At 67.9% G+C, this 26,585-nt stretch carries 26 protein-coding genes and 1 pseudogene; 8 read left to right on the top strand and 19 right to left on the bottom strand.

The window, feature by feature from the left end; translation table 11 throughout:
- Positions 1-79 precede the first annotated feature (79 nt).
- The 3 genes from LGY53_RS09790 to LGY53_RS09780 are packed head-to-tail and all read left to right on the top strand — an operon-like array spanning position 80 to position 2,817.
- Positions 80-271 carry a DUF2795 domain-containing protein gene (locus tag LGY53_RS09790; RefSeq protein ID WP_225726339.1) on the top strand — a complete coding sequence of 64 codons (192 nt, stop codon included), beginning with the start codon at positions 80-82 and terminating at the stop codon, positions 269-271.
- Between the two features lie 4 nt (positions 272-275).
- The gene (locus tag LGY53_RS09785) at positions 276-2,603 is read left to right on the top strand and encodes a molybdopterin oxidoreductase family protein (protein ID WP_225726338.1); all 2,328 of its coding nucleotides are present in this window, start codon (positions 276-278) and stop codon (positions 2,601-2,603) included.
- Positions 2,604-2,646: 43 nt separating this feature from the next.
- Positions 2,647-2,817, top strand: coding sequence for a hydrophobic protein (locus LGY53_RS09780; protein WP_167476815.1), 171 nt, complete (start codon positions 2,647-2,649; stop codon positions 2,815-2,817).
- Between the two features lie 4 nt (positions 2,818-2,821).
- On the opposite strand, the gene LGY53_RS09775 is transcribed toward LGY53_RS09780, so the two are convergent.
- From LGY53_RS09775 to LGY53_RS09735, 9 genes are all read right to left on the bottom strand, one after another.
- The gene (locus LGY53_RS09775) at positions 2,822-3,520 is read right to left on the bottom strand and encodes a PAS and ANTAR domain-containing protein (RefSeq protein ID WP_225726769.1); all 699 of its coding nucleotides are present in this window, start codon (positions 3,518-3,520) and stop codon (positions 2,822-2,824) included.
- 197 nt (positions 3,521-3,717) lie between these two features.
- On the bottom strand, positions 3,718-4,422 hold the full coding sequence (locus LGY53_RS09770; protein ID WP_225726337.1) for a GAF and ANTAR domain-containing protein: 705 nt from the start codon (positions 4,420-4,422) through the stop codon (positions 3,718-3,720).
- Positions 4,423-4,477: 55 nt separating this feature from the next.
- Complete coding sequence (locus tag LGY53_RS09765; RefSeq protein WP_225726336.1) at positions 4,478-5,371, bottom strand: STAS domain-containing protein; 894 nt, start codon at positions 5,369-5,371, stop codon at positions 4,478-4,480.
- A gap of 179 nt (positions 5,372-5,550) precedes the next feature.
- Complete coding sequence (locus LGY53_RS09760; RefSeq protein WP_225726335.1) at positions 5,551-5,793, bottom strand: hypothetical protein; 243 nt, start codon at positions 5,791-5,793, stop codon at positions 5,551-5,553.
- Positions 5,790-6,056: a cold shock domain-containing protein gene (locus LGY53_RS09755; RefSeq protein WP_167476818.1), complete on the bottom strand. Its 267-nt coding sequence runs from the start codon at positions 6,054-6,056 to the stop codon at positions 5,790-5,792. Before LGY53_RS09755 ends, LGY53_RS09760 begins: the two co-directional genes overlap by 4 nt.
- Before the next feature lie 114 nt (positions 6,057-6,170).
- Positions 6,171-7,010, bottom strand: coding sequence for a glucose 1-dehydrogenase (locus tag LGY53_RS09750; protein ID WP_225726334.1), 840 nt, complete (start codon positions 7,008-7,010; stop codon positions 6,171-6,173).
- A 73-nt stretch (positions 7,011-7,083) separates the two neighbouring features.
- On the bottom strand, positions 7,084-8,277 hold the full coding sequence (locus LGY53_RS09745; protein ID WP_225726333.1) for an AI-2E family transporter: 1,194 nt from the start codon (positions 8,275-8,277) through the stop codon (positions 7,084-7,086).
- A 40-nt stretch (positions 8,278-8,317) separates the two neighbouring features.
- Entirely contained in the window at positions 8,318-8,968 is a 651-nt protein-coding gene (locus LGY53_RS09740) for a PAS and ANTAR domain-containing protein (RefSeq protein WP_225726768.1), read from the bottom strand.
- Between the two features lie 87 nt (positions 8,969-9,055).
- The gene (locus tag LGY53_RS09735; protein WP_225726332.1) at positions 9,056-9,664 is read right to left on the bottom strand and encodes a flavodoxin family protein; all 609 of its coding nucleotides are present in this window, start codon (positions 9,662-9,664) and stop codon (positions 9,056-9,058) included.
- Positions 9,665-9,801: 137 nt separating this feature from the next.
- Here LGY53_RS09735 and LGY53_RS09730 point away from each other — a divergent pair, with 137 nt between their 5' ends.
- Entirely contained in the window at positions 9,802-10,008 is a 207-nt protein-coding gene (locus tag LGY53_RS09730) for a hypothetical protein (protein ID WP_225726331.1), read from the top strand.
- 50 nt (positions 10,009-10,058) lie between these two features.
- Here the strand turns inward: LGY53_RS09730 and LGY53_RS09725 are convergent, their stop codons facing one another.
- Positions 10,059-10,928 (bottom strand): YihY/virulence factor BrkB family protein, encoded by an 870-nt coding sequence (locus LGY53_RS09725; RefSeq protein ID WP_225726330.1) that lies wholly within the window; start codon positions 10,926-10,928, stop codon positions 10,059-10,061.
- Positions 10,929-11,110: 182 nt separating this feature from the next.
- The gene (locus LGY53_RS09720) at positions 11,111-11,353 is read right to left on the bottom strand and encodes a CsbD family protein (RefSeq protein ID WP_225726329.1); all 243 of its coding nucleotides are present in this window, start codon (positions 11,351-11,353) and stop codon (positions 11,111-11,113) included.
- A gap of 115 nt (positions 11,354-11,468) precedes the next feature.
- Here LGY53_RS09720 and LGY53_RS09715 point away from each other — a divergent pair, with 115 nt between their 5' ends.
- Positions 11,469-12,980, top strand: a complete 1,512-nt coding sequence (locus tag LGY53_RS09715; RefSeq protein ID WP_225726328.1) for an FAD-dependent oxidoreductase — start codon at positions 11,469-11,471, stop codon at positions 12,978-12,980.
- Here the strand turns inward: LGY53_RS09715 and LGY53_RS09710 are convergent, their stop codons facing one another.
- From LGY53_RS09710 to LGY53_RS09690, 5 genes and pseudogenes are all read right to left on the bottom strand, one after another.
- Positions 12,981-14,783 carry a complex I subunit 5 family protein gene (locus LGY53_RS09710; RefSeq protein WP_225726327.1) on the bottom strand — a complete coding sequence of 601 codons (1,803 nt, stop codon included), beginning with the start codon at positions 14,781-14,783 and terminating at the stop codon, positions 12,981-12,983. It lies immediately after the preceding gene.
- Positions 14,783-14,986, bottom strand: a complete 204-nt coding sequence (locus tag LGY53_RS09705) for a hypothetical protein (protein ID WP_225726326.1) — start codon at positions 14,984-14,986, stop codon at positions 14,783-14,785. Before LGY53_RS09705 ends, LGY53_RS09710 begins: the two co-directional genes overlap by 1 nt.
- A complete protein-coding gene (locus tag LGY53_RS09700) occupies positions 14,986-15,471 on the bottom strand; it encodes a Na+/H+ antiporter subunit E (protein ID WP_225726325.1) in 486 nt (161 codons plus the stop codon). Before LGY53_RS09700 ends, LGY53_RS09705 begins: the two co-directional genes overlap by 1 nt.
- Positions 15,468-16,034, bottom strand: a complete 567-nt coding sequence (locus tag LGY53_RS09695; protein ID WP_225726767.1) for a hemerythrin domain-containing protein — start codon at positions 16,032-16,034, stop codon at positions 15,468-15,470. The genes LGY53_RS09700 and LGY53_RS09695 overlap by 4 nt, the downstream gene beginning before the upstream one ends.
- A 27-nt stretch (positions 16,035-16,061) precedes the next feature.
- Positions 16,062-17,849, bottom strand: a pseudogene (locus LGY53_RS09690) (thiamine pyrophosphate-requiring protein); the annotation flags it as partial.
- A 140-nt stretch (positions 17,850-17,989) separates the two neighbouring features.
- On the opposite strand from LGY53_RS09690, the gene LGY53_RS09685 reads away from it, so the two are divergent.
- Positions 17,990-20,860 (top strand): FAD-binding and (Fe-S)-binding domain-containing protein, encoded by a 2,871-nt coding sequence (locus tag LGY53_RS09685; protein WP_225726324.1) that lies wholly within the window; start codon positions 17,990-17,992, stop codon positions 20,858-20,860.
- The gene (locus LGY53_RS09680) at positions 20,857-21,966 is read left to right on the top strand and encodes an enolase C-terminal domain-like protein (protein WP_225726323.1); all 1,110 of its coding nucleotides are present in this window, start codon (positions 20,857-20,859) and stop codon (positions 21,964-21,966) included. Before LGY53_RS09685 ends, LGY53_RS09680 begins: the two co-directional genes overlap by 4 nt.
- A gap of 158 nt (positions 21,967-22,124) precedes the next feature.
- Here LGY53_RS09680 and LGY53_RS09675 read toward each other — a convergent pair whose 3' ends face one another.
- The 3 genes from LGY53_RS09675 to LGY53_RS09665 form a co-directional block, all read right to left on the bottom strand.
- Positions 22,125-22,733: a superoxide dismutase family protein gene (locus LGY53_RS09675; protein WP_225726322.1), complete on the bottom strand. Its 609-nt coding sequence runs from the start codon at positions 22,731-22,733 to the stop codon at positions 22,125-22,127.
- Positions 22,734-22,817: 84 nt separating this feature from the next.
- Positions 22,818-23,777, bottom strand: a complete 960-nt coding sequence (locus LGY53_RS09670) for an SDR family oxidoreductase (protein ID WP_225726321.1) — start codon at positions 23,775-23,777, stop codon at positions 22,818-22,820.
- Positions 23,765-25,585, bottom strand: a complete 1,821-nt coding sequence (locus LGY53_RS09665; protein WP_225726320.1) for a glycoside hydrolase family 15 protein — start codon at positions 25,583-25,585, stop codon at positions 23,765-23,767. The genes LGY53_RS09670 and LGY53_RS09665 overlap by 13 nt, the downstream gene beginning before the upstream one ends.
- Before the next feature lie 41 nt (positions 25,586-25,626).
- Here LGY53_RS09665 and LGY53_RS09660 point away from each other — a divergent pair, with 41 nt between their 5' ends.
- Positions 25,627-26,580, top strand: a complete 954-nt coding sequence (locus tag LGY53_RS09660; protein WP_225726319.1) for a TIGR03557 family F420-dependent LLM class oxidoreductase — start codon at positions 25,627-25,629, stop codon at positions 26,578-26,580.
- The last annotated feature ends 5 nt before the right edge of the window (positions 26,581-26,585 follow it).

The following is a 26,585-nucleotide window of genomic DNA, read 5'->3' as shown; positions in this document are numbered from 1 at the left end:
GGCACGCCGGACGAGTCGGGGTTTACCACCGCGCCTGGGCGGTACTGCGGTGCGGAAACACCCGATCCGAGGAGGCACGATGAGCAAGGTCAATCCGATCGAATTGCAGAAATCGCTGCACGGCGTCGACTATCCGTGCGACCGCGACGGCCTGGTCAAGGCGGCCGAGAAGAACGGGGCGCAGCGGGAGATCATCGACTTCCTGCACGGCATCCCGGATCGCACCTACGAGAGTCCGAGCACGGTCAGCCAGCAGGTATCGGGGTCGTGATCCCATGACCGGGCCGCACGCACCCGACCGGATCCGGGACCCGTGGGGCGCGCGCACCCCGTACGGCCCCGGCGACATCTGGCCGCAGCGAGTCGATATCCAACTCGCACAAGGTATTTCACCGGATGACGTGGACCGGTGGGTGCCGTCGGCCTCGGTACTGCACTCCAACGGCGACGCCTTCGACATCGCGGTGCGCGACGGCCGGATCGTCGGGGTGCGCGGTCGCGCCACGGATCGGGTCAACCGCGGCAGACTCGATCCGAAGGATCTGTTCGGCTGGCAGGCCACTGCCGCGTCCGATCGGTTGACCACGCCGCTGATCAGGGTGGATGGGCGGCTCGTGCCGTCCGACTGGGATACCGCGATGGACCGGATCGTGGCACGCACCAGGGACCTGCTCAGCACGCGCGGTCCGGGCGCGATCGGCTTCTACACCAGCGGTCAACTGTTCCTCGAGGAGTACTACACGCTGACCGTCGTCGCACGCGCCGGCATCGGCACCAACCACCTCGACGGCAATACCCGGCTGTGCACCGCCACCGCGGCCGAGAGCCTGAAGCAGTCCTTCGGCTGCGATGGCCAGCCGGGTTCGTACGCCGATATCGATCACGCCGACGTCATCGCGCTGTACGGGCACAATGTCGCCGAAACGCAGAGTGTGCTCTGGTCGCGAATACTGGACCGGCTCGCCGGTCCGCAGCCGCCCGCGCTGCTCTGCGTCGACCCGCGCCCGACGCCGGTCGCCCGGCACGCGACCGTTCATCTGGCGCCGCTGCCCGGCACGAATGTGGCACTGCTGAACGGTCTGCTGCGCGAGCTGATCTTCCGTGGCCGCATCGATCGGCGGTATATCGCGGCGCATACCGTCGGCTTCGACGAACTCGCCGGTGCGGTCGCCGAATGGACGCCGCAGCGGACCGCCGGGACCTGCGGGCTCGCCCTCGACGACTTCCGGCGCGCGGCCGAATTGCTCGGCACCGCAACACATCTGGTATCGACCGTGCTGCAGGGCTTTTATCAGGCCAATCAGGCGACGGCCGCGGCGGTGCAGGTCAACAACGTCCACCTGGTGCGCGGCATGCTCGGCAGGCCCGGCTGCGGCGTACTGCAGATGAACGGCCAGCCCACCGCGCAGAACACCAGGGAGTGCGGTGCCGACGGCGATCTGCCCGGATTCCGCAACTGGGCCAACAGCTCCCACGTGGACGAGCTGGCGCGGCTGTGGAATGTCGAGCACGACAAGCTCGAACACGGCAGCCCGCCGACCGATGCGATGAAGATGCTGGCCATGGCCGAATCCGGTGAGCTCGGCATGCTGTGGGTGTCGGCCACCAATCCGGCGGTGTCGCTGCCGGAATTGGCGCGCATTCGCCGAATCCTCGCGCAGGACAGCCTGTTCCTCGTCGTCCAGGACATATTCCCCACCGAGACAACGGAATTGGCGGATGTGGTGCTTCCAGCCGCCGCCTGGGGCGAGAAGACCGGCACCTTCACCAACGCCGACCGCACCGTGCACCTGTCGGAGCGAGCGGTCGAGCCGCCCGGACAGGCCAGATCCGATCTGACCATCTTCGTCGATTTCGCCCGGCGGCTCGATCTGCGCGACCGATCCGGAAAGGCATTGCCGCCCTGGGACGATGAGCGCGAAGCGTACGCGGCGTGGCAGCGGTGCAGCGCCGGACGGCCGTGCGACTACACCGGAATCGATTACGCCAGGCTGCGCCGGGGCGGCATCCAATGGCCGTGCACCGCAGCGCATCCCGGCGGCGACGCGCGGCTGTACTCGGATGGTCTCTTCTTCGCCCACCCCGACACCTGCGAGACCTACGGCAAGGATCTGGTCACCGGAAAACCAACGGGCGCAGCGCGATATCGCGCGATGAATCCGGAGGGCCGTGCGATGCTCAAACCGGCGCCGTACATTCCGCCGCCGGAGCCGCCGAGCGCCGACTACCCGCTGGCGCTGATCACCGGCCGCACCATCTACCACTTCCACACCCACACCAAGACCGGGCGGACACCCGAACTGCGATTCGCCGCACCCGACATCTGGGTGGAGGTCTCCGCGGCCGATGCCGACGCATACGGGCTGACCGACGGCGGCCCGGTCGAACTGACCACGCCGCGCGGCGGCATCAGGGCCGTCGCGCGCGTCACCGGCATCCGGCCCGGTGTCGTGTTCGTCCCCTTCCACTACGGCTACTGGGACGCACCGGATACCGAACCCACAAGGGCAGCAAACGAATTGACCCGCACCGACTGGGATCCGGTCTCGAAACAGCCACTGTTCAAATCCGGGGCGGCGCGCCTGCGCCCGTTACGTGCGTAGCCGCGCCGAGACGGGGTAAGCGCCAGGCAGGAGGTACAACACAATGATTGCACTGCTACTTGTTCTACTGCTCGCGCTGATCCTCTTCGGTGCGGGCTTCGCACTCAAGGCACTGTGGTGGGTCGCCATCGCCGTCCTGGTGATCTGGGCGCTCGGCTTCGTCTTCCGCAGCGCGGGTGCGAACGGCGGCGGCGGCCGCTGGTACCGGTGGTAGACCGCTAATTCCGCCCGTCTCGACCATCTGCCGTGCTGCCCGGCACCCTTTCGTGCGCGGTCAGCAGCAGATGGTCGAACTGGCTCTGGATATCGGGCGGCACCGGATCGATCGTGTCGAGTTCGTCCATGATCTGCGCGGCGAGCACCCGCAACTTGGTGTTGGTCTCCTGGGATCGCCAGGACAGCACCCGGAAGGCCTGTTCGGCATTGATCCGGTAGATCCGCATCAGCACGCCCTTGGCCTGTTCGATCACCGCACGCGCCGCCACCAGTTCCGGCAGCGTCTGTTGCAGCATCTCGTTCTTGGCATCGGCGAGTGTGCCGGTCAGATCCACGTAGTATCCGTGCGTACCGATCAGTGCGCCCGAGTCGTCGAACATGCGGTCCGCGACCACCAGAACGTGGTGCACATTGCCCGCGGTATCGATGATGCGGTGCCGGCTGGAGAAGGGCGCGCCCGTGCGCAGGGCCAGATCCAACACCTCGGCCACCGCCGCACGATCCTCCGGATGTTTGTGCGAGAGTACGAGTTCCGTCGTCGTTGTCACGCTCCCCGGCTCGTAGCCGTGCATCCGTGCGACCTCGTCGGACCACTCCCACCGCTGATCCGCGAACCGGAAACTGAACGTGCCGATGGTCTGCGGCGGGACCGCGTCATCGGGTACGCAGCCAACGTCGTGCCGTGTGCGCTCAGGTGGAATCGTCACCACTGCCGCCACTCCCCTGCCTTCTCGGAAATGGATTTAGAGGATCCACCGGGGTCTGGGGCGGACGGGGCGGCCGAATCAGCGCCGCTACCGCGACACATGCCCGACCTGCCTAGAGCATACCGACGATAGGCGATGCGGCAGCCATCGGCCATGAAGATGCCCAGCCGCACCGGATCCACGCGGCACACTCAGATCCGCAGCCCGACCTCGACGATGGCAAATGTTACCGCATGTAGCGAAGTCTGCTGTGCGCGTGCGTATTTGCGAATCAGGGCGAAGGCCTCGTCGAGGCCGACGCCGTGCCGGTTGGCGATGATACCTTTCGCCTGTTCGATGATGATCCGCGAATCCAGCGCGTGCCGCAGTTGTTCGGTGAGCTGCTGTTGCTGGTTGCGCAGGTTCGCGTTGACGACATATCCGGTGGCCATATCCGCGAGCAGTTTGGCGGCCTCCAGATCGCCTTCCGGCCAGCCTCTCGGCTCGTTCTGATACAGGTTCACCGCGCCGATCTTGTTGCCGCCCAGCTGCATTGGGATTCCGGCCACCGCGAAGATCCCGTGCTGGAGCGCGATGGCGGTGTACTGCGGCCACCGTGCGAGCTCGGTCTCCAGGTCCGGTACCGCGACCACCTGCCCCGAGTCGTGCGCTTCGACGCACGGGCCCTCCTGCGCGAGCTCCTGACAGCGCTCCAATTCGGCGACGGCCTCGCTGGCCGCCGTCACGAACCGCAGTTTTCCATCGGATTCGAGCGTGACACCCGCGCCGATCAAGCCGAGCACCGAGGTCACGCTGCCGACCAGTTCGTCCAGCGCGGTACTTACTTCGTAGGAGGTCGGCAGCAGCCGGGCGAACCGGGAAAGGGCCGCCATCAAAGCCTCACTGTCGTATGCCATTTCCACACCTCGCTCTCGCGAAGCGCTTACCCCGCCGGCGGGCAGGAAAACGTTTTCACGCCCGACCGGGGCTCCGTTCGCCCGCGCGGCGCACCGCGTAGCCGAGCAGCCGCTCGGCCTGTTCGATCCCACCCTGCAGATCGCCGACGGCATCCATCTTCGACAGATCCAACCCGAGCGTGACCAGCGTCAACGGAATCTCCGACGACAGGCCGGTGATGATCACGCTCGCGCCCATCAGCCCACAGGCGTCGACGGTCTGCACCAGGTGGTTCGCCACCGTCGTATCGATCGTCGGCACACCCGTGATGTCGATCACGACGACCTTCGCCCGGTTGAGCCGGATGGCCCGCAGCAGCTGTTCGGTGAGCTGTTTGGCGCGTTGACTGTCCAGTACGCCGATCATCGGCAGGATCAGCAGTTGCTCGCGCACCTGCAACACCGGGGTGGACAGCTCGCGGATCGCCTCCTGCTGCTGGCGGATGATGCGCTCGCGCTCCTCGACGAACGAGACGCCGACCGTATTCGCGATCCGGTTGGCGGCAGGCTCGTACGCGTCCAGGATCCGGTACAGCAGGCCGAGATCGAGCTGGTACTTCTCGAACAGCGAGCGGGCCAGCACATCGCGCAGCAGCAGGACGATGCCGAGCACCTCCTCGGTCTGCACCCCGCGCGGGACGATGCGTTCGGATAGGTCGCGGGCGTAATCCTGCAGCGCCTCGACCGAACCGGTCTCCAGCACCGCGACGTAGTTGTCGTAGACGCGGGTGACCTCGGAGAACATCTGCTCCGGAGTCATCGCGGTGAGCAATTGGGCGGCGGTGATCCGGCGCGCCCACTCCTCCCGCAACACGGTACGGTTCTGCCGCAGGTGCCGGACGAGCTGGGACAGCAAATCCTTGCTGAGGCGGTCCGACTCGATCTCGAAGGGCTCGCTGACGAGCGACAAGGCGATGACCTTCCGGTACGCCGGGACGCGGCGTTGTCGGCAGCAGCCAGCCGCTTTCTTGACCGGGCACCACCGTGGGTGAATCGTATACCCCCACTGAGTGTTTACGGTTCAATCGCCGTCACGAGTCGGCGTCGCGGTTGCTGCGGTTGCGTCGCGAATCCGGCAAACCCGGACGGTCAGTCCGGTTGCCCTGGTTCGATATCGGGTTCCTCCTCGGCCAACCGGTCGCCGAGGCTCGGCCCGGCCCGCTGGTCGGCGGGCGGCACGGCGTAGCGGTCGGCGCCGGACCATTCGTCCGGCGGGTCCATACCCGCCTCCAGCGGGTCGACGCCGAGTTCGTCCTCGTCCAATTGCTCTGTGGCCGAGATGGTTTCGTCGGACCAGAGTTCCTGATCCGGTTGTTCGCCCCGCGCCGTCACAGCGGCTCCGGCCACTGCGGCGCGTCCACCGGGCGCACGACGGCCGCGGCCCGGCCGTGCGGGCCGAACTCGCGGCGGAACAGCACCTGCTGTCCCTCGGTCAGCGTGCGATAGCCGGGGAGGTCGATGTGGTCGAATTCCACGAAGACCGGGGCCTGCCGGACACCGTCCGGCGCGATGAATCCGAACCCCTTCTGCGCGTCGAACCAGGCGACCGAACCGGTCAGCCAGTCGGTGGTTTGCGGCGTCAACGAAGTGGTCATGGAGTCTCCTCCGTGCTCGTCCGGGATTGGCCGGAGCCGTTATGTAGGGTTCCCGCCCCGATCGGCGGGAAACTAGGCCACCGCGACCAGAATCGCGATGGCGGCGATCAGGGTTCACAGGATCGGCCTGCCGCCGGTGACCGCGATCCGCGCACCGGAGATATAGGCCGCCTCATCGCTGGCCAGCAGGACGTACGCGGGCGCGAGCTCCACCGGTTGGCCCGCGCGGCCGAGCGGGGTGTCGTCGCCGAAGTGCTCCACCTTCTCGGCGGGCATGGTCGACGGGATCAGCGGGGTCCAGATCGGCCCCGGCGCCACGCTGTTGACGCGAATTCCCCTCGGCCCCAACAACTGCGCCAGGCTCGCCGAGAGATTCGCGATGGCCGCCTTGGTCGCGGCGTACGGCGCGAGGGTCGGCGAGGGCATATCGGAGTTCACCGATGAGCTGCCGATGATCGAGCCGCCCGAATTCATATGCGGCAGCGCCGCTTTCACCAGGCTGAAATACGCGCCGACGTTCACCTTGAAGGTGTGGTCGAATTCCTCCTCGGTGATCTCCTCCAGCGTCTGGTGTGTCATCTGGAAGGCGGCATTGCTGACGAGCACGTCGACCTTACCGAATTCCTTTACGGCGCAATCTATTACCCGCCTACAGTACTCGGGATCGGATAGGTCGCCCGGCACCAGCACCGCGCGGCGGCCCGCCTCGCGAACCAACCGCTCGACCTGTTCGGCGTCCTCGTGTTCGTCCAGGTAGGAGATGACCACGTCGGCGCCCTCGCGTGCGAAGGCGATGGCGACGGCGCGGCCGATACCGCTGTCCCCGCCGGTGATCACCGCGGTTTTACCGGTCAGCTTGCCCGAGCCGCGATAACTTTGCTCGCCGCAGTCCGGCACCGGATCCATCAGATCCTGTCGTCCTGGAACGTCCTGCTGCTGTGCGGTGAAGCCCATGGTCCGCTCCTCTCGGTATGCCGTTATTGCCGCTCTACCCGCGAAAGTGAGTGGTAAACAATCGTTTTCGGATTCACTCCGGTCCGCGATCCAATGCGGGCAGCACCGTTTCCCGCAGGATCAGCAGCAGTGCGGCGGCCACCGGGATGGCAAGCAGTGCGCCGACGATGCCGAGCAGCGCGCCGCCGAGCAGCACCGAGACCACGGTGACCACCGCTGGCACCTGCACGGTGCGCCCGATGATCGGCGGCACCAGCAGATAGTCCTCGACCAGGCGCAGCACGATGAAGAAGGCGACCGTCGCGATGGTCACCGGCACCGAAACCGTCAACGCCACCAGCGCGACGACGGTGCCCGCGGCGGTCGACCCGACCACCGGGATCAGATCGAGCACGGCCACCAGCACCGCGAGCACCAGCGCGTACGGCACATCGAAGATCAGCAGCCAGATGAAGGTCAGCGTGCCGGTGATCAGCGAGATCAGCAGGTTGCCGAGGATATAGCCGCCGACCTTCGCGAAGATCTGGTCGCCGATGAGGATCGCCCTGGGCCTGCGCGCCCGTGGGAACAGGCGGTAGATGACGGCGCGCACCCGGCGGAAATTCGCCATGAAATAGACGGTGAGCACCAGCACGATCACCGTCGAGGTGACCGCGCTGAACAGCGCCCGCCCGACATCGAGCACCCCGCCCGTGAGCCCCGATGATTCCGAAAGCCAGTGCTGCACTTTGTCTTCCAGATGGAAGCGGGAATCCAGATCGTGGATCACCGGATACCGCTGCGCCAGATGGCTGACATAGTCGGGCGCCTTGTGCGCCAAGGCCGTTCCCTGTTCGACCAGCGGCGGTATCAGGATCGCGAGGAATCCGGCGAACAATCCGAGCGCGACCAGGCAGACCAGCGTCACCGCGGCCCAGCGCGGGAACCAGGGCCGGACCAGCCAGGAGATGGCCGGTTCCATACCGATCGCCAGGAACAGCGCGACCAGGATCAGCGTCAGCACCTGCCCGGCGGCGAGCACCGCCTGGATCAGCGCATAGGTGGTGGCGACACCCGCGGCGCCGGTCAGCCCGATCATGAACGGGGAGCGCCGGTCGAACGGGCGGCCGGGCCGGCCGAGCGGATGTGTCGGCGTGCTGTCCTGCGCCGCCTGCGCCTCGGCCTCCAGCAGCGGACCGCCCTCGGCGGCGGTATGCGGCTGACCGACGACGTCATCGTGCCCGGCTTCGGCACCGCCGTCCGCCGCCGCGCGGGTTGAACGTTTCATGACCGGGCTATAGCCGAGCGGCGGTTTCCGAAACAGCCGTTTACCCGTCACAGTCGGGGTCGATGCGTTCGTGCAGGGTGAGCAGCATGTGATCGAATGCGGTCTGCTCCTCCGCCGTCGATGGCGGCATCGTGGTGAGTTCGGCGATCAACTGAGCCGCCAGCGCGCGCAGTTTGACGTTGGTTTCCTGGGAACGCCAGCGCAGCACCCGGAAAGCCTGCTCGGCATTGATCCGGTAAACGCGCATGAGCACGCCCTTGGCCTGCTCGATCACCGCGCGGGCGCTGACGACGTCGGCGATGGTTTCGTCGAGGGATTCCTGGATGCGTTCGTCGAAGGTGTCGGTCAGGTCGACGTAGTAGCCCGCCGAGCCGATGACGTTGCCGTCCGCGTCCAGCATGCTGCTGCTGAGAACCAGCACCTGATGCACCCGGCCCGCGGTATCGATGATCCGGTGACTGCTGCTGAACGGCCTGCCGTTCGTGACGGCCTCGGTGATGGCGTCGGCCACCTGCTCGCGGTCGTCCGGATGCTTGTGCTTCAGCATCAATTCGGTGGTCGGCGTGACGGTCCCCGGGCCGTAGCCGTGGATGGCCATCACCTCGTCGGACCATTCCCAGCGCTGGTCGGTGAACCAGAAGCGGAAGGTTCCGGTGGTGGGCGTCCCGTCTGGACCGACCACCGCCGCCATCACCCGGGCCGAATCATCGGCCTTACTGTCCGTCACCTTCTAAGTATGAGGCGTAGCAGTCGATTTCGACGGGGCTGGGGCGATCGATCAGGGGGGCGGATAGTTGTCGGCGGCCAACAGCCGGGCCAGGTGCGCGGCGTTGCGCGCCACCGTGGCGTTGGTTTTCCCGACGGCCTCCGGCACCTCGTCGAGGTCGCGGTAATCCGTGCTGCCCATGGCGTGATCGTTCCAATAGGTGCAGCCTTGCGCGGGAATGGAGAACCCCAGGTCGTTCATGGCCTGGAAGACATCGGCGACGATCTTGTGCGCGCCGTCCTCGTTGCCCACCACCGCGACGACACCGACCTTCCCGGTGAGCGCGGGGCGGCCCGCCTCGTCGGTCCGTGACAGCTCCGCGTCGAGCCGCTCCAGCACCCGCTGCGCGACCGACGACATATGGCCGAGCCAGGTGGGTGTGGCGAGTAATACGATTCGCGCCGACCGGATCTGCTCCAGCAGCACCGGCCACTGGTCGCGCGGGCCTTCGTTATCCGTGACGCCGGGATGGACGTCATAGTCCACCACCCGGAGCACCTCACCTTTCACGCCGTAACCGGCCAGTTCGTCGAGGACCTGACGCGCGATCAGATCGGAACTCGAATCCGCTGGCGACTGCTTCAGCGTGCACACCAATGCGACGGCGGTCAGCTCGTTCATGCGTCGCGAATACCCGCGCACCACAAAAGAAACCGATCGGCAAACCCCTGATTGACAACCGGCTCCGGGGGTAGTGCGGACATGTGGTCCGAACCGGGGCCGCAGCTAGTTCAAACTACCGAAGAGGAGAGGGCACCATGCCAGATCCGAAGAACCCCGGTCAGTTCGGCAACCGTCCGGATACTCAGGAGCAGGCCAGCAAGGGTGGCAAGGCGAGCAGCGGCAGCTTCGGCTCGAAAAACGCCGCCGACCCGCACGAGGCGGGCCGCAAGGGCGCCGAGGCCCAGCCCACTGCGGCCAAGCAGAAGGGCGGCCAGCACAGCCACAGCGGCAGCCAGAGCTGACCTCTCCGATCGGAGCGGGCCCGAGCGGTGACGCCCGGGCCTTCTTCGAATTATGCTGTAGCACTACCGGTTTCGGGGAGGTCGCGCGGCGGGAGCACCGGCTTGTGATCCGGTGGCCGCCCCTCCTCGATACCACGCCCGCGCACCAGCTCCGCATCGAATTTGGCGCCGAGCAGCACCGCGAGATTGGTGAGCCACAGCCAGACGAGGAAGCTGACGGCGGCCGCCAGCGAACCGTACACCCGGTTATAGGAGCCGAAATTCGCGACATAGACCGCGAATCCGGCCGAGGCCGCGATCCAGACCAGCACCGCGAGCACGCTTCCCGGTGTCAGCCAACGGAATCCGGGTTGACGCACATTCGGCGCCACCCAATACAGCACCGCACAGACCACACTCACCAGCAGCGCGAGCACCGGCCACTTGAGCACCTCCCACAGCCACACGCCCGCCGATCCAATACCGAGCCAGCGCCCGACGCCGCGCGCCAGATCACCGGTGACGACGACGCCGATCGCGCACGCGGCGACCAGCACGACCATCGCGGCGGTCAGGCCGAATCGCAGCGGCAGCGTCTTCCAGATCGAACGCCCCTCGCACACCTCGTAGAGTGAATTCGCGGCACGGATGAACGCGCCGACATATCCGGAGGCGGTCCACACCGCGAAGCCAAAGCCTGCGATTGCCAGTGGACCGGAAAGCGAACGGGCGCCGTGCAATTCGTTGATGGCGTCCACCATCAACGCGGTGCCGCTACCGGGACCGAGCCGATGGATGGTGTCGATCAGCGATTCGGTCGCGCCGTGGCCGAGCAGACCGAGCAGCGAGGTGAGCAGCAGCAGTCCTGGAAACAGTGACAGCACACTGTAATACGTCAGCGCGGCGGCCCAGTCGGTGAGTTCGTCCGACCACACCGCCATCAGCGTTCGCCCTAGTACCCCACGCCAAGTGCGCCAGCGCAATTGGACCGGATTCGATATCCGACGGCGTGCCATCTTTCGACCCCTCGGCCGGAGAGACCGTGCGGGTCCCGGTGATGATCACCGAGACCCGCACGGCCGCAACCACTCTCGCCCCTTCCGGGCGGTTGCTGTATTCAGCGTCAGCGACCCTGATGAGAGCGCTCGCGCTGCTCGTCGATATCGGCCTGCGTGCGCGCCTTCTCGGCGGCGGCCTCCTTGGCGGCGGCCTCGCGCTGCGACGCCGCCTTGTCCTGCTGGGCGCGGCCCTCACCCTTGAGACCCTCGTCGCCGGTGACGATGCCAGCAGCCTCCTTGGCCTTGCCCTTGACGTCCTCCACGACGCCTTCGATACCTTCGCGAGGCCCGCTGCGGTGTTCTGACATGTCCGATCTCCTCGAAATCGATTGTCGGCTGACATAGGCCGCATACCCGCCGTACCGCGCCTCAATCGGATCCGGCGGCAGGTTTTGCCCGGGTCACAGCGGCTATGCCCGGAACATGACACCACTGTGGTTGACCGACGTATCGACACCGGCCCGGCTGCGGGTCACGCCGGGGCTGCGCTTCGACACCGTCGTCATCGGCGGTGGGCTCACCGGGCTGGTGACCGCGCTGCTGCTGGCGGAGAACGGCATCGAGGTCGCGGTGGTGGAGGCGCGGCGCATCGGCGCGGGCACGACCGGTGCCAGCACCGCGAAAGTGAGCTTGCTGCAAGGTATTCGAGCTCAACAGATCCGGCGGCATCGGTCCGGCGACACGCTGCGTGCCTACCTGGACGCCAATCTCGCCGCGCAGCGCTGGATCGTCGACTACTGCGACACCCGCGGTGTGCCGTTCCAGCGGGCCGACGCGTTCACCTACGCCCAGTCCGAATCCGAAATCGATTCGGCCCGCGCCGAATACGAGGTGCTGCGCGCGGCCGGAGTGCCCGCCGAATTCGTCGAACGCCTCGATGTGCCGTTCCCGGCGCACGGTGCGGTACGGCTGGCCGATCAGGTGCAGCTCGATCCGATGACCCTGCTCGCGGCGCTGGCCGCGGATATCGAGGCGCACGCCGCGCCGATCTACGAATCCAGCCCCGTGCGCTCGGTGCGCAACGGGGCCGACGGCGACTACGTCATCGGCACCGAGCACGCCGAGCTGCGCGCGGGCGCCATCGTATTGGCCACCGGCACACCGATCCTCGACCGCGGCGGCTTCTTCGCCCGGCTGGTGCCGCAGCGGTCGTATCTGACCGCGTTCCGGGTGGCCGAGCCGATTCCGCACGGCATGTACATCAGCGCGGGCGAACCGACCCGCTCATTGCGCTACACCCCCGCCGCGGACGGTGCGATCCTGCTCGTCGGCGGGAACGGTCACGTGGTGGGCCGCGCCGCGAATACCGCGGAACTCATGGACGATCTCGTCGCGTGGACCCGGCGATGGTTCCCCACCGCCGAACCCGTAACCGCGTGGTCCGCACAGGATTACGCACCCGCCGACGAGCTGCCCTATATCGGGCCGCTGCTACCCGGCAACGACGGCATTCGGTTGGGCACCGGCTACGCGAAGTGGGGTATGACCAACGGGGTGGCCGCGGCGCTCGCGCTGGCCGGCCACAGCATCGGCAAGACACCGGAGTGGGCGGCTGCGCTGGCGAGTTGGCGTCCCGCGGAGGTCAAAGCATTTCCCGCCGTGATCTCCGCCAATGCCTCGGTGGCTCAACAGTTTTCGAAAGGCTGGCTGTGCGCGGGCCGGGCCGATGCCCAGCCGCCCGCCGAGGGCTGTGGCCGGATCGAGCGACATCTCCCGCATCCCACCGCCGTAGCCACGGTCGACGGGACCGCCACCGAGGTGTCGGCGGTCTGCCCACACCTGTACGGCATCGTGCGCTGGAATTCGGCCGAGAAGTCCTGGGACTGCCCGCTGCACGGCTCCCGCTTCGCCGCCGACGGCACGCTGCTGGAGGGTCCGGCGACGCGGTCGCTGGCGCAGGTCGGCCCGCCCATACCGGTTTTCGAACATCGCTGATCAGCCCGTCATCAGTAGGCCGGTGACAGCGGCGGCGCCGAACAGCAGCCAGGCCGCGTAGTCACCGAGGTGTCCGCTGTGCGCGCGGTGCAGCGCGCCGATCACCGCCGAAAGTCGAGCCGGTGTGTCGGGCAACAGTTTTCGCCTGTAGAACGCGAGCACCGCCACCAGGACCGCGAGCACCGTCGACAATCCGCCGAGCAGGACGCCCGCGGTGCTCCATTCGATGTGCGTCCCGGCCATTGTGGTCGGTGTCGCCCCGAGCAGCGCCGCGGCGCGGTAGCCGGTCGGTTCGGTGAACTCCGTTGCGGCGGAGCCGATCGCCGTGGTGAGCGCGGACGGAAAACCGAGCGCGAGCGCGGCGAGCAGCAGCGCGCAGATCGAAACGAACATGGTGGCCGGGACCCGGCCGCGCGGGGTCTCGGTGTCGGGATGTTCGTGTGCGCCGGTCGTCTCATCGGCCGTCGACTGCGCGGAAGGCTTTGCGCCGGAACCGAAATAGATCCGCAGACCGGCCCGGAGCACCGCGCCGCCGGTGAGCGCGGAGACCACGACGACCAGCGCGACCGACCACATCGAGCCCGCCGACTCCTCCAGCAGCGCCTTGCCGAGCCCGGCCCCGGAGATCGGCAGCCCGGCCAGCAGCAGCGCGGCGAGTACGAACAGCGCGCCGAGCACACGATGCCGGGAGCCGCGATGGTACAGCCGGTGCTCGTCAAGGGATCTGTAGTGCGACAACAGGATTCCGGCCAGCAGGAACAGCGCGCCCTTCACCGCCGCGTGCCCGACGAGGTACAGCGTCGCCGACGCGACGCCCGCAGCGGACAACGAGCCGACGCCGAGCAGGAACAACCCGATGTGCGCGATGGTGGAATACGCGAGCAACCGCTTGATATGCCGCTGCAGCAGACACATCACCGTGCCGAGCAGCGCCGTCGCCACCGCGAGCACCACGATCATCCGGTGCACGCCGGGCCGCGGCAGCACCACATCGAATGCGCTCCAATAGATCCGGGCCAGCCCGTAGACGCCGAGCGGCGCCATCACCCCGGAGAAGAGCACGCACACCGGTGCGGGCGCGACGGCGTGCGCGTCGGCCAGCCAGAAATGGAACGGCACCGCGGCGGCCTTCACCAGCCAGCCGGTGGCGATCAGCCCGAAGGCGATGAGCGCGAGCAGATCCCGGTGTTGCCCGGCGAGCGCGACACCGAGCTGCGGCAGGCCCAGCTGTCCGGTGTGCGCGTAGAGCAGCCCGATTCCGAACAGGCACAGGTACGCGCCGAGTGAGTTGATGACGCCGAAATTCAGCCCGCCCTGCACCGATTCGGGATCCTCGACCTCCATGCCGGTGAGCGCGTACGCGGCGACGCTCATCAACTCGAAGAAGACGAACATGTCGAAAAGGTCGCCGGTGAGCGCGAATCCGGTCATGCCCGCAGTGAACAGCAGCACCAGCGCCGGATAGTGGGCGCGCAGGTTGTCGAAGTAGTGCCAGCCGAACAGCAGTGCGACGGTGGTGAGCCCGGTGATGAGCAGAACGAGCACCGCGCTGAGCCGGTCGGCCACCAGCACGATGCCGACGGTCGCACCCGGCGCGGGCCGCCAACCGCCGGCCCAGGTGATCACCGCACCGCCGCCGGTGGCGCGCACCAGCAGCACGGCCAGCGCGGTGACGGCCACCGCGGCCGCGAGCGCGATGCTGTCGATCGCCGCGCGGGGCAGCAGCCTGCCGAGTGCGAGCAGTGCGCACGCACCTCCGATCGGCAGGGTAATGATCAGCGGCGCAAGCGAATCCGCTGTCATCAGCCGCGCAGCGCGTGCAGTTCGTCCGGCACGACGGTGCCGTGCCGCTTGGCCGTCTGGATCACCAGCGCCAGCAGCAGCGCGGTCACCGTCGCCGAGACGACGATCAGCCGATGTTCGGCCGGGCCGCGCGCCGAGAGCGCGAGTCCGGGCGGCAGCGCGCCCGCGAGCAGTGCGCCGGTGACGAGCAGCCAGACCGGCATCAGTTCGCCTCCGCTCGGCGCAGCGATCGCGCCAAACGCGTCTCGGGCAGCGGAAATGCGTGTGCCACAAGCCTTTTTCCATCCTCCACGGAATCGATGACGATGGTTCCCGGCGTCGCCGAGAACAGCATGGTCGCCGCGGCCTCCCGGCCCGACCGGCGGGCACGTGAATCCGCCTCCGCCAGCGGTATTTCGGTGCGCTCACCGAATTCCCGCCCCGCGCGCACGGCCAGGCGCAGCGCACCGGCGCTGTCCGCGGCGACCGCCGCCACCAGCGCGGGCAGTAGCCGCGGCAACTCCGGGGGCGGGCGCCAACTCCCGCGCACCGCGAGCCGCGCCCGCCGCGCGACCAATGCGCACGGCACCCCGAATACGCACGCGGCCAACAGTTCCTGCACCGTGAACACCGTGACGGTGGCCAGCCAGATGAGCACGCAGACCACCCACCACGCCCCCGCCTCCACCGCGCTCGCGATGCGGCTCATTCACCCTGCGACTGCCGCCAGTCGCGCACGGCGTCGCGCGCCCGGTCGAACAGTGCGAGCGGCGGTCCCGCAACGAGATTCGCCATCCTCGATTCACCCGCGCGCGGATGCGGCCGGGTCGGGGCCACCGCCTCGGCGGCCCGCAGCGATCCGGCCATCCGCTCCAATTGCGTCGCCGAATACTGCTTGCGCAGCAGCGTGAACTCCTCCCGCTCCTCGTGCGCGGCGTGCCGGTCCACCGCATCGGCGAATTCGGCCAGCTTGGCGTCGAATTCGGGATGGTCGACGCCCAGGTCGTACAGTTCGGCGAGCGCGCGCTTGGCCTCGCTCTCCTCCTCCAGCCGCGGCTGCACCACCTCGTCGGCGCCGAATACGGCGCGCTTGGCCACCGGATGCACCACGCCCTCCTCGGCGCTCTCGTGCACCGCGAGCAGCCGCACCAGCTCGGTGAACAGCTCCTGTTTGTCCTCGTGCCCGCCGCGCAGCCGGCGCAGCAGCGTGCGGATCTCCTCATGCTGCGCGGTCAGCAGGTCGACCACGTCTTGTTCGGGTTTGTCTGCCATGGTCTGCTCCGCATCGGTCGATTCCGAGCGGGTGCCCGGAATGAACTCCTGTGCCTTGGTTTTCGCGCCCTGGGTGATCAGATGCCAGGCGTTGGGGTCGCCGCGCAGTACGGCCTCGGCCATATCCCGCATCTGCTCCCAGGTGGCGTGCGGCGGGATCGGCGGGACCTCCGGATCGGTGCGGACATCGATCAGCGCGGGCCCGTCGGCCCGCAGCGCACCGTCCCACGCCGCGCCGAGATCGGCCGGATTGTCCACCGCGAACGCCGCGAATCCGGCGCTGCGCGCGAAATCGGCGTAGGAGAAGTCCGGAAGCGTCTGGGATTCCTCGAATTTCGGCGCGCCGCCCATCGCGCGCAGCTCCCAGGTGACCTGGTTGAGGTCGTTGTTGTGGAAGACGCACACGATCAGCCGCGGATCGGCCCACTGCCGGTGATACCGCGCGATGGTGAGCAGTTCGGCCATGCCGTTCATCTGCATCGCGCCGTCGCCGACCAGCGCGATGGCCGGACGGCCCGGTTCGGCGAATTTCGCGCCGATCGCGTACGGCACGCCCGGGCCCATGGTGGCCAGGGTGCCGGACAGCGAACCGCGCATCTGCCCGCGCATCCGCAGGCAGCGGGCATACCAGTTGGTCGACGAACCGGAATCCGCTGTCACGATGGCGTTTTCGGGTATGCGCTGGGACAGCTCCCAGATCACCCGCATCGGGTTCACCGGCTTGGCGTCCAGCATGGATTGCCGCTCGACGGTCTGCCACCAGCGGGCGACATTGTCCTCGATGGTGGCCCGCCACGACCGGTGCTGCTTGCGCTCCAGCAACGGAATCAGTTCGGCCAGCGTCGCTTTCGCATCACCGATCAGGTTGACCTCGGTCGGGTAACGCATTCCGATCATGGTGGGGTCGATATCGATCTGGATCGCCCTTGCCTGCCCGGGTTCCGGAAGGAATTGCGAATACGGGAAATTCGACCCGACGATGAGCAGCGTGTCGCAGTCGCGCATCATCTCGTAGCTGGGCCTGCTGCCGAGCAGGCCGATCGGGCCGGTCACGAACGGCAGATCGTCGGACAATACATCCTTGCCCAGCAAGGCTTTCGCGACACCGGCCCCGGTGAGCTCGGCCACCTCGGTGACCTCCCCGGCGGCGCCGCGCGCACCCTGGCCGACCAGGATCGCCACCCGCGAACCCGCCTGCAGGATATCCGCGGCGCGCATGATCTCGTCCGGCTCCGGGCGAGCCCTGGTCACCGGGGTCGCGGGCGGGCTGGACGGCACCTCTTTGAACGCGTGCCCCGGCGGGGTGTACTTCTCCTCCTGCAGATCCGAGGGAATGATCACCGCGGTGGGCGCACGCCGGGCCAGCGCGGTGCGGATGGCCCGATCGAGCGCATTGGGCAGCTGACTCGATACGTTGACCTCGACGAGGTAATCGGAGGCCACATCCTTGTACAGGGTTTGCAGATCCACTTCCTGCTGGTAGCTGCCGCCCATGGCGCTGCGCGCCGTCTGCCCGACGATGGCGACCACCGGCACATGATCGAGTTTCGCGTCGTACAGCCCGTTCAGCAGATGGATCGCCCCCGGGCCCGAGGTGGCCGTGCAGACGCCGACCCGGCCGCTGAATTTCGCGTAGCCGGTGGCCTGGAATGCCGCCATCTCCTCGTGCCTGGCCTGGATGAAGGCGGGCTCGTTGTCCGCGCGGCCGAAGGCGGCGATGAGCCCGTTGATCCCGTCGCCCGGGTAGCCGAATACGTATTCGACACCCCACTCCCGCAGCCGCTGCACGACGTAGTCACCAACCTGTTGCGTCATCGTCTCTCCTGTCGTGTCCGGCGGTGGCTGACGCGGCGCGAGTACCCGGCGTGGCCGAACCCAATCAGCTGCCGGGTGTGCCGCCGAAACAGCCGGGTATCCGCGCTGCGACTCATCGAACGGACGCCGAAGGAGCGCTGATGGCCGCAGGATCTGGCCGCGAGAAATTTCCGTTGGACGCCCTCGCGCAGGAGTTGATCCGCCGGTGCGCCGGGGAGGTACGGTTCGACCCCGGATCGCGCGCGACGTATTCGACCGACGCGTCGAATTACCGTGCCGTGCCGCTGGGTGTCGTGGTGCCGCGCACCCCTGACGACGCGGTCGAGGCGATCGCGGTGTGCCGGGAACACGATGTGCCGGTGCTGTCCCGCGGCGGCGGCACCAGCCTCGCCGGCCAGTGCTGCAACAACGGGGTGGTGCTCGATTGGACGAAGTACTGCCATCGGCTGATCGCCGTCGATCCGCAGGCGCGCACCGCGATCGTGGAACCGGGCATCGCCTTGGACGACCTGAATCATCAACTAGCGCAATATGATCTGATGGTGGGCCCGAAGCCGGCCACCCATGTGAGCTGCACCATCGGCGGGATGATCGGCAACAACTCCTGCGGCTCCACCGCGCAGGCGTACGGCAAGATGGTGGATTCGGTGCTGCGCATGGAGGTGCTCACCTACGACGGCGTCCGCGCCTGGGTCGGCGGCCCGAAGGCGGACTGCGACAACGAATTCGCGGAACTGCGCGAGCGACTGCTGACGCTCGGCGACCGCTACGCCGACGATATCCGCGCGGCGTATCCGGATATCCCGCGCCGGGTTTCGGGCTACAACCTGGATTCGCTGCTGCCCGAACGCGGTTGCGATCTGGCCAAGCTGCTGGTCGGCAGCGAGAGCACGCTGGTGACGGTGCTGCGCGCGGAGATCCAGTTGGTGCCGCGCCCCGCCGCGATCGCCATGGCGGTGCTCGGTTTTCCGGATGTGTACGCCGCCGCCGACGCGGTGCCGCTGGTGCTCGAACATCGACCGGCGGCGCTGGAGGGGCTGGATCACCGGTTGGTCGAGTTGGAGCACAGCCGCCACCTCGCCGAAAAGGCGATCCAGCAGTTGCCCGCCGGAAAAGGTTGGCTGATGGCGCAATTCGATGGCACCGACCAGAAAGAGGCGGACGCCAAAGCGAATGCGATGATCGACGAACTGCGCGAGCGGACCGGCGCCGAGGCGACCATGCTCGACGATCCGCACCGCGAGGCCGAGATCTGGGCGGCGCGTGAGGCCGGGCTCGGCGCGACGGCGTATCCGAAGGACGGCCCGGAAACCCATGAGGGCTGGGAGGATGCGGCGGTGCCGCCGGAGCGGCTGGGCGACTACCTGCGCGATTTCGAACGTCTGCTGAAGCAGTTCGACTACGAATCCAGTTCGCTCTACGGACATTTCGGCCACGGCTGCGTGCACACCAGAATCCCGTTCGACCTGCGCACCAGCACCGGCATCGCGCGCTACCGCGAATTCGTCACCGCCGCGGCACATCTGGTGGCCGGATACGGCGGATCGCTATCCGGTGAGCACGGCGACGGACAGTCGCGCGGCGAGCTGCTGCCGATCATGTTCGGCGATACGGTGGTCGGCGCGTTCCGGGAGTTGAAGCGCATTCTCGATCCGCGCAACCGGATGAATCCCGGCAAGATCGTCGACGCCTACCCGCTGGACAGCAGGCTGCGCCAGGGCAGCGACTACCGGCCGTGGGAACCGGTGACCCACTTCGCCTTTCCGGACAACAGCCACCGTTTCAGCGAGGCCGCGGGCCGCTGCGTCGGCATCGGCAAATGCCGGGGCGCGAGCGGCGGGGTGATGTGCCCGAGCTACCGGGCCACCCGCGAGGAGGAGCACTCCACCCGCGGCCGGGCCCGGCTGCTGTTCGAAATGCTCAACGGTGAGGTGATCACCGACGGCTGGCGGTCCACCGAGGTGCGCGACGCGCTGGATCTGTGCCTGTCCTGCAAGGGATGTCGCAGCGACTGCCCGGTCGATGTCGACATGGCGACCTATAAGGCCGAATTCCTGTCCCACCACTACCGGCACCGGCCGCGTCCGCTGGCGCACTACTCGATGGGGTGGATCCCGCTGTGGGCCCGGCTGGCGACGGGGATGGCGCCGGTCGCCAACGCGCTGGCCCAGGGACCGACGCGTCGGCTGCTCGCCCGCGCGGGCGGTATCGATCCGCGGCGTCAGCTGCCGCGCTTCGCGAACCGGCGCTTCACCCGGACATTCGGCGGCCCAACGGGTTCCGGGGAACGCGGCAAGGTGCTGCTGTGGCCCGACACCTTCACCAACAATTTCGAACCCGGAATCGCCGATGCGGCGGTGACCGTATTGCGTGCGGCCGGATTCGATATCGAAATCCCGGCCCGCACCGTGTGCTGCGGGCTCACGTGGATTTCCACCGGACAGCTGCCGACCGCGAAACGCGTACTGCGCCGGACACTTCGGCAACTGGCGCCACAGCTGCGCGCCGGAACGCCGGTGGTGGTGCTCGAACCCAGCTGCGCGGCCGTCTTCCGCGCCGATCTGCCGGAGCTGCTGCACGGCGACGAGGACGCGCACCGGCTGGCCGGGCAGACCCGCACGCTGGCCGAATTGCTCGCCGAGCGCGCACCCGAGTGGAAACCGCCGTCGCGGGCGGGATCGGCACTGCTGCAACCGCATTGCCATCAGCACGCGATCCTGCACCATCAGCACGAGCAGGACCTGCTGTCCGGGATCGGGGTCGATGTCGACGTGCTCGACGCCGGATGTTGCGGCCTGGCCGGTAATTTCGGCTTCGAGCTGGGACACTACGACGTTTCGGTGGCCTGCGCGGAGGACAAACTGCTGCCCGCCATCCGGGCGGCCGATCCCGAAACCATGGTGCTGGCCGACGGTTTCAGCTGCCGCACCCAGATCCGCCAGCTGACTCCGGGTGCGCGGCCGCGCCATACGGCCGAGGTGCTCGCGGATGCGATCGGCGGTGCGTCATGAACGACGACCTGTGCATCGGCGACGCGATCGACGTTGCGGCATACCGTTTCCCGACCCCGCAGCCGGAGGCCGACGGCACGTTGGCCTGGGATCAGACCACCGCCGTCGTCGTCACCATCGATGCGGGCGGCGCGCGCGGAACCGGCTGGACCTACAGCGGTCCGGCGACTGCCGCGGTGATCGAGACCGAACTGGTCCCGGTGCTGCGCGAGCTGTCCCCGTTCGATATCGGCCGCTGCCGGACCCTGATGTGGCGGCACTGCCGCAATATCGGCAGCACCGCGCTGGTGGCGCATGCGCTCAGCGCGGTCGATATCGCGCTGTGGGATCTCAAGGCCCGCCTGCTCGGCGTCGCGCTGACCACCCTGTTCGGCGCGGTGCGGCCGGTGACGCCGGTGTACGGCTCCGGCGGCTTCATCAACCTCGACGACGATCAGCTCGGCGAACAGATCGATGGCTGGCGCGCGGCGGGCTGCCGGGCGGTGAAGATCAAGATCGGCGCCGATCCCGGCCGGGATCTCGCGCGAACGGCGTTGGCCACCAAGCTGATCGGGCCGGACACCCAGCTGATGGTCGACGCGAACGGCACCTACTCGGTCGGACAGGCCCGCCGGGTGGGCGCGGAACTCGACCGGCTCGGCGTCAGCTGGTTCGAGGAGCCGGTCACCAGCGACGATCCCCCCGGTCTCGCTCAGGTCCGCGCCGCCGTGCACTGCGATATCGCCGCGGGCGAATACGCCTACGGCGCATACGATGCCGCCGCACTGATCGGCGCGGTCGACTGTCTACAGCTCGACGTCACCCGCTGCGGCGGCTACACCGGCTTCCTCGCCTGCGCCGCCGTAGCCGCCGCGCACGGGCTGGACGTCTCCGCCCACTGCGCCCCCGCCCTCAGTGCCCCCATCACCGCCGCGATACCGAACCTGCGCCACATCGAATGGTTCATCGACCACGCCAGGTTGGAACCGCTGCTCGCCGAGGGCATCCCCCGCGTCTCCGCAGGTGCCATCCCCCCGCACGCCAAGGACCCGGCCGACCCCCACGGTCACGGCATGCGCATCGCGGAAACCGCGGCACCGTACCGCCTGTCCGCACCCCAGGGTTGAGGGCACCGCACCCCGCCTTCGAACCCCACGTAGGTTGTACGGGGTGCGGACTCAATGGGCGGGGTGCGCCGCCACCGCCAGCATCGGCCGTGCTTTCAGGTCGGTCGGCGAGGCGGCGCACTGCGCGATGATCCGTCGGGCGAGCCGCAAGAGACGGATTATCGCTGCGGGATGCTCAGGCACGCGACTCGCGCGCCGGCCATACCCGCCTTGCCGTCGGTGGTGTCGGTCTTCTTCTCGTGCACGACGATCGAACCCGGTTCGCCGTCGCGGAAGACCCAGTCGACATTGGAAACCTGTGTGGCGCTGCCTGATTCATCAGTGGTGAAATCGAGCCAGAGTTCGTTCTGCGGGTTGGCGTATCGCGCGTCCATCGACATCTTGCCGTTGGCATTCGGATCTTCCACGTTCTGATAGTGGAAACCGGAATCGGCCGGCTTCGCACCGCACGCCTTCGTGTGCGCATGCGTACCGTAGACGCGGTTGGGCAACAGACCGCTGACGGTCAAGGTGGCAGTGGTCGTCTGGCCGTCATTATCGATCTCGATCCTGGCACGGCTGCCCGCGGGAGCGAGCGTCGTATCGTATGTGACCGCGACCATTCCCTCCTGCCAGGGCTCGAAAGTTCCTTCGGAGACAACGGGATCGCAAGCATTCGCGGGTATCGCGGGACTCAGAAGAACGGCGGCAACGGCACCTAAGAAATATGGCTTCCAATTCATGCGACCAGGCTCCGCCCGAGATAACGAACCGGTCAACGCTTCCATATGGGGATTTCCGCGCGAGCGCTCAAAGCCCTGCTCGCGCGAAAGTCGTTGCCCAAGTGGGGCAACGCAAGAGATGCCTACGTCTTATCGGCGGCGCAGCGCACTGGCCACCGACTCGGCCCACTGGGCGAGTCGGGTTTGTGGGCTGTGGCGGTGGGCTCTGGGGTCGAAATCGCCGTGTGCGCCGTAATCCGCGCCGTCCGGGCGGTCGAGGGGGTGCCAGAGGTTGTCATCGCGGGGTTCGGCGGCGAGATCGGTTTGCTGGGAGCGGTATCCGGTGTGGGCCAGGTAGCGGTCCAGTAGGGCGGGGGCGAGGCGCTGGGCCAGTACCGTGCCGACGGTGCTCGCGCCGACCCAGTACTGTTTGCGGCGGGGGTGGTTGGCGGCGAAAGCTATTGCGTCGGCGATGATTTCGGGCTGGTAGATGGGTGGTACCGGCTGTGGGCGTTTCGGAAGCCTGGACCGCACCCAGGAGAACTGGGGTGTGTTCACCGCGGGCGCTTGCACGATGGTGATGTGCACATTGCTGTGCTCGTGCAGCAGCTCCACCCGCAGCGATTCGGTGAAGCCGTTGATCGCGTGCTTGGCGCCGCAGTATGCCGATTGCAGCGGAATCGCCCGCTCCCCCAGCGCCGAACCGACCTGCACGATCGCGCCGCGATCGCGCTCGCGCATGCGGGCCAGCGCGGCCATGGTGCCGTGTACCGTGCCGAGATAGGTCACCTCGGTGACCCTGCGGAACTCGTCCGGTCTGATCCGCGCGAACGGCGCGAACACCGAAACGAATGCGGCGTTCACCCACACGCCGATCGGCCCGAACTCGGCCTCCAGCTTGCCTGCCGCCGCGTCGACGGCGGCGAAATCCGATGCGTCACAGGGCAATATCAGCGCCTCACCACCGAGTGCGCGCACCTCGGTGGCGGCCGCGGCCAGCCCCTTCTCGCCACGGGCGAGCAACCCGATCCGTGCGCCTTCGGCCGCGAACCGGCGGGCGGTCGCCCGCCCGATCCCACCGCTGGCCCCGGTGATCATCACCACTGCCATATCGCTTCCTTCCCATGTATCGGACGCCCGACAGCCGGTTCCGGATCGGGCCATTCCTGTAGCGGCGCAAGGACAATCGCCGATTCGAGCAGCAGCGCATGCACGAACGCCTGCGGCAGGTTGCCGCGCAGCTGCCGCTGGGCGACGTCGAACTCCTCGGCGAACAGGCCGGGTGTGCCGCAGGCCGCGCGATTGCGTTCGAAGAACCGCAGCGCCGTCACCGGCTGTCCGAGTTGTGCCGCGGCGAGCGCCATGGTGAAGCCACAGAACAGGAACGCACCCTCGACCGATTCGAGCGGCCGGTCGTCGTGCCGATACCGATAAACATGGAAATCCACGCTCAATTCGCGCCGGATCGCGCGAAAGGTGGCCATGCTGCGCGGATCATGCGGCGGCACCGCACCGCGGATCATCGGCAGCACCAGCGCCGCGTCGACACCGGGCATATCGGGGGCGCGCTGCCACCGCCCGGTCGGGTGCACGCTGTCGAGGGAAACCTCGGCCACCAGCGAATCCGCAAGTGCGGCACAGCGACCCGCGTCCACGCCGGTGGCGGCGCAGGCGGCCACCGCGCGCAGCCCGGCCGCGCAGGTGAGCCGGGAATGCGCCCATCGGCGTTCCTCGATCTCCCAGATGCCCGCATCGGGCCGATTCCGATGTTCTACGATGGCCGAGATCGCCGCATCGATCGCGCGGCGGTGTTCCTCGGTGAGCCGGTCGTGTCGGCCCGCGGCGGCGAACAGCAGCAGCGCCTCGCCGAAGATGTCGAGCTGGAACTGGTCGCGCACCTGATTCCCGACGACGGTGAATCCGCCCGGATAGCCGGGTAGGTCGAGTTCCCGTGTGCGCGGGACCATTTCACCGGACATCGTGTACGCGGGCGCCAGCTTCGGCCCGTCGGTGAGCAGCCGCGCCGCGGTGAATTCGACCGCGTTGTCCAGCAGCGGATGCGGGCCGTGCGCGGCGGCCGCCTGCCCGGCGAAACATTGGTCCCGGATCCAGACGTAGCGGTAGTCGTAGTTCTCGCCCTGATCGGCGCGTTCGGGCAGGCTCGTGGTGGCGGCGGCGACCATCCCGCCACTGCGCCCGGTCATCCCGCGCAATACCGCGTACGCCTGCATGGCATCGCGCGGCGCGGCCGTATCCGTCAGCTCGGGCACTTCCCGGTGCCATGCGGATTCCGTTGCCGCCCAGAGGTATTCGGGATCGGGCGGCTCGTCCGACAGTTCGGTATCGGCCAGTTCGAGTACCAGATCGTGCCGTTCGCCCGCGGCGATCCGCAGATGATCGGTCCAGCACCGATCGCCGGGCGGGCCGGACAGTCGCGCCGATCCCGCACCGGTCCAACGCAATCGGATCGGCCCGAGCCGGGCGTGCCAGCCGCGTTCGGCACGGTACGCCGAGCGCAGCTTTGCCGTACCGAAATCGGCTGCGGGACGCAGTAATACATCCACCTCGGCGTCCTCGTGCAGCGCGCTGATCCGGCGCAGCAGCACCGCCCGCCGCGGATCGCCGGGAAAGGCCAGCGCCTCCCTGCATTCGATCAATGCGGATCCGACCACCCAGTGCGAATGCCAGATGAGGCTGCCGGTCTCGTAATAACCGCCCCACACCGACCGGTGCGCCGGTGTCACCATGTACATCCCGCGTCCGCCCAGCAACGTCGCGAAGACGGCGTCGCCGTCCCAGCCGGGCAGACACAGCCACGAGATATCGCCGCGCGGGCCGACCAGCGCACCACGCTGCCCGTCGGCCAGCAGCGCGTACTCTCGCAGCACATGCGGTTCGCTCGCCGAATCCGGTATCACGATCGCCGAATACCACCATCGACGCGGGGTAACCGCCGGGCATGGTGAGCTTCGGATACTTTTTGGCCAGCGAACAATTCGGACCGAAAGACCTCGTCGACCAGGCCCGACGCGCCGAACGCGCCGGGTTCGAGCGGCTGTGGATCTCCGACCATTTCCACCCGTGGACCGACGCGCAGGGTCACAGTCCCTTCGTCTGGGGCACCATCGGCGCGCTCTCCCAAGCCACCGCGCTGCCGGTGACCACCGCCGTCACCTGCCCCACCGTGCGCATCCATCCCGCGATCATCGCGCAGGCCGCCGCCACCGCGGCGGTGCAGCTCGACGGCCGGTTCGTACTCGGCGTCGGCAGCGGTGAGGCACTGAACGAGCACATTTTCGGCGATCGGTGGCCCGCGCCCGCGATGCGCCTGGAAATGCTGGAGGAGGCGGTACAGCTGATCCGCAGGATGCACCGCGGCGGCACGGTGAATCACCGGGGCAAGCACTACGAGGTGCAGGATGCGCGCATCTACACCCTGCCGGATCAGCCGGTGCCCATCTACCTGTCCGGATTCGGCCCGCAGGCAACACAATTGGCGGCCCGGATCGGCGACGGATTCTGCACCGTCGCGCCGGACGCGGATCTGGTGGAGACCTTCCGCGCCGCTGGCGGCGGCGACAAGCCGGTGCAGGCGGGCACCAAACTCAGCTGGTCGCGGGATGAGGAATCCGGTCTCGACGCGGCACACCAGCTGTGGGCCACCGACCTGCTGCCCGGCCAGCTCAACCAGACCCTGCCGCGCCCAAGGGATTTCGAGGACGCGATGAGCCTGGTGGACCGCGAGACGGTGCGCACGAATATCGCGAGCGGACCCGATCCGGAACGGCATATCCGCCAACTCCGGCAGTACCTCGACGCCGGAGTCGACGAACTCTACGTCCAACAGATCGGGCCCGATCTCGACGGCTTCTTCACCGCGTGGGAAAAGGAGATCATGCCCGCGCTGCGGTGAGCCGG

Source organism: Nocardia sp. JCM 34519.1 (genome assembly GCF_020361265.1).
GTDB lineage: Bacteria > Actinomycetota > Actinomycetes > Mycobacteriales > Mycobacteriaceae > Nocardia > Nocardia arthritidis_A.
Note: the sequence above shows the minus strand (reverse complement) of the source record. Positions and strands in the feature narration are given on the sequence as shown.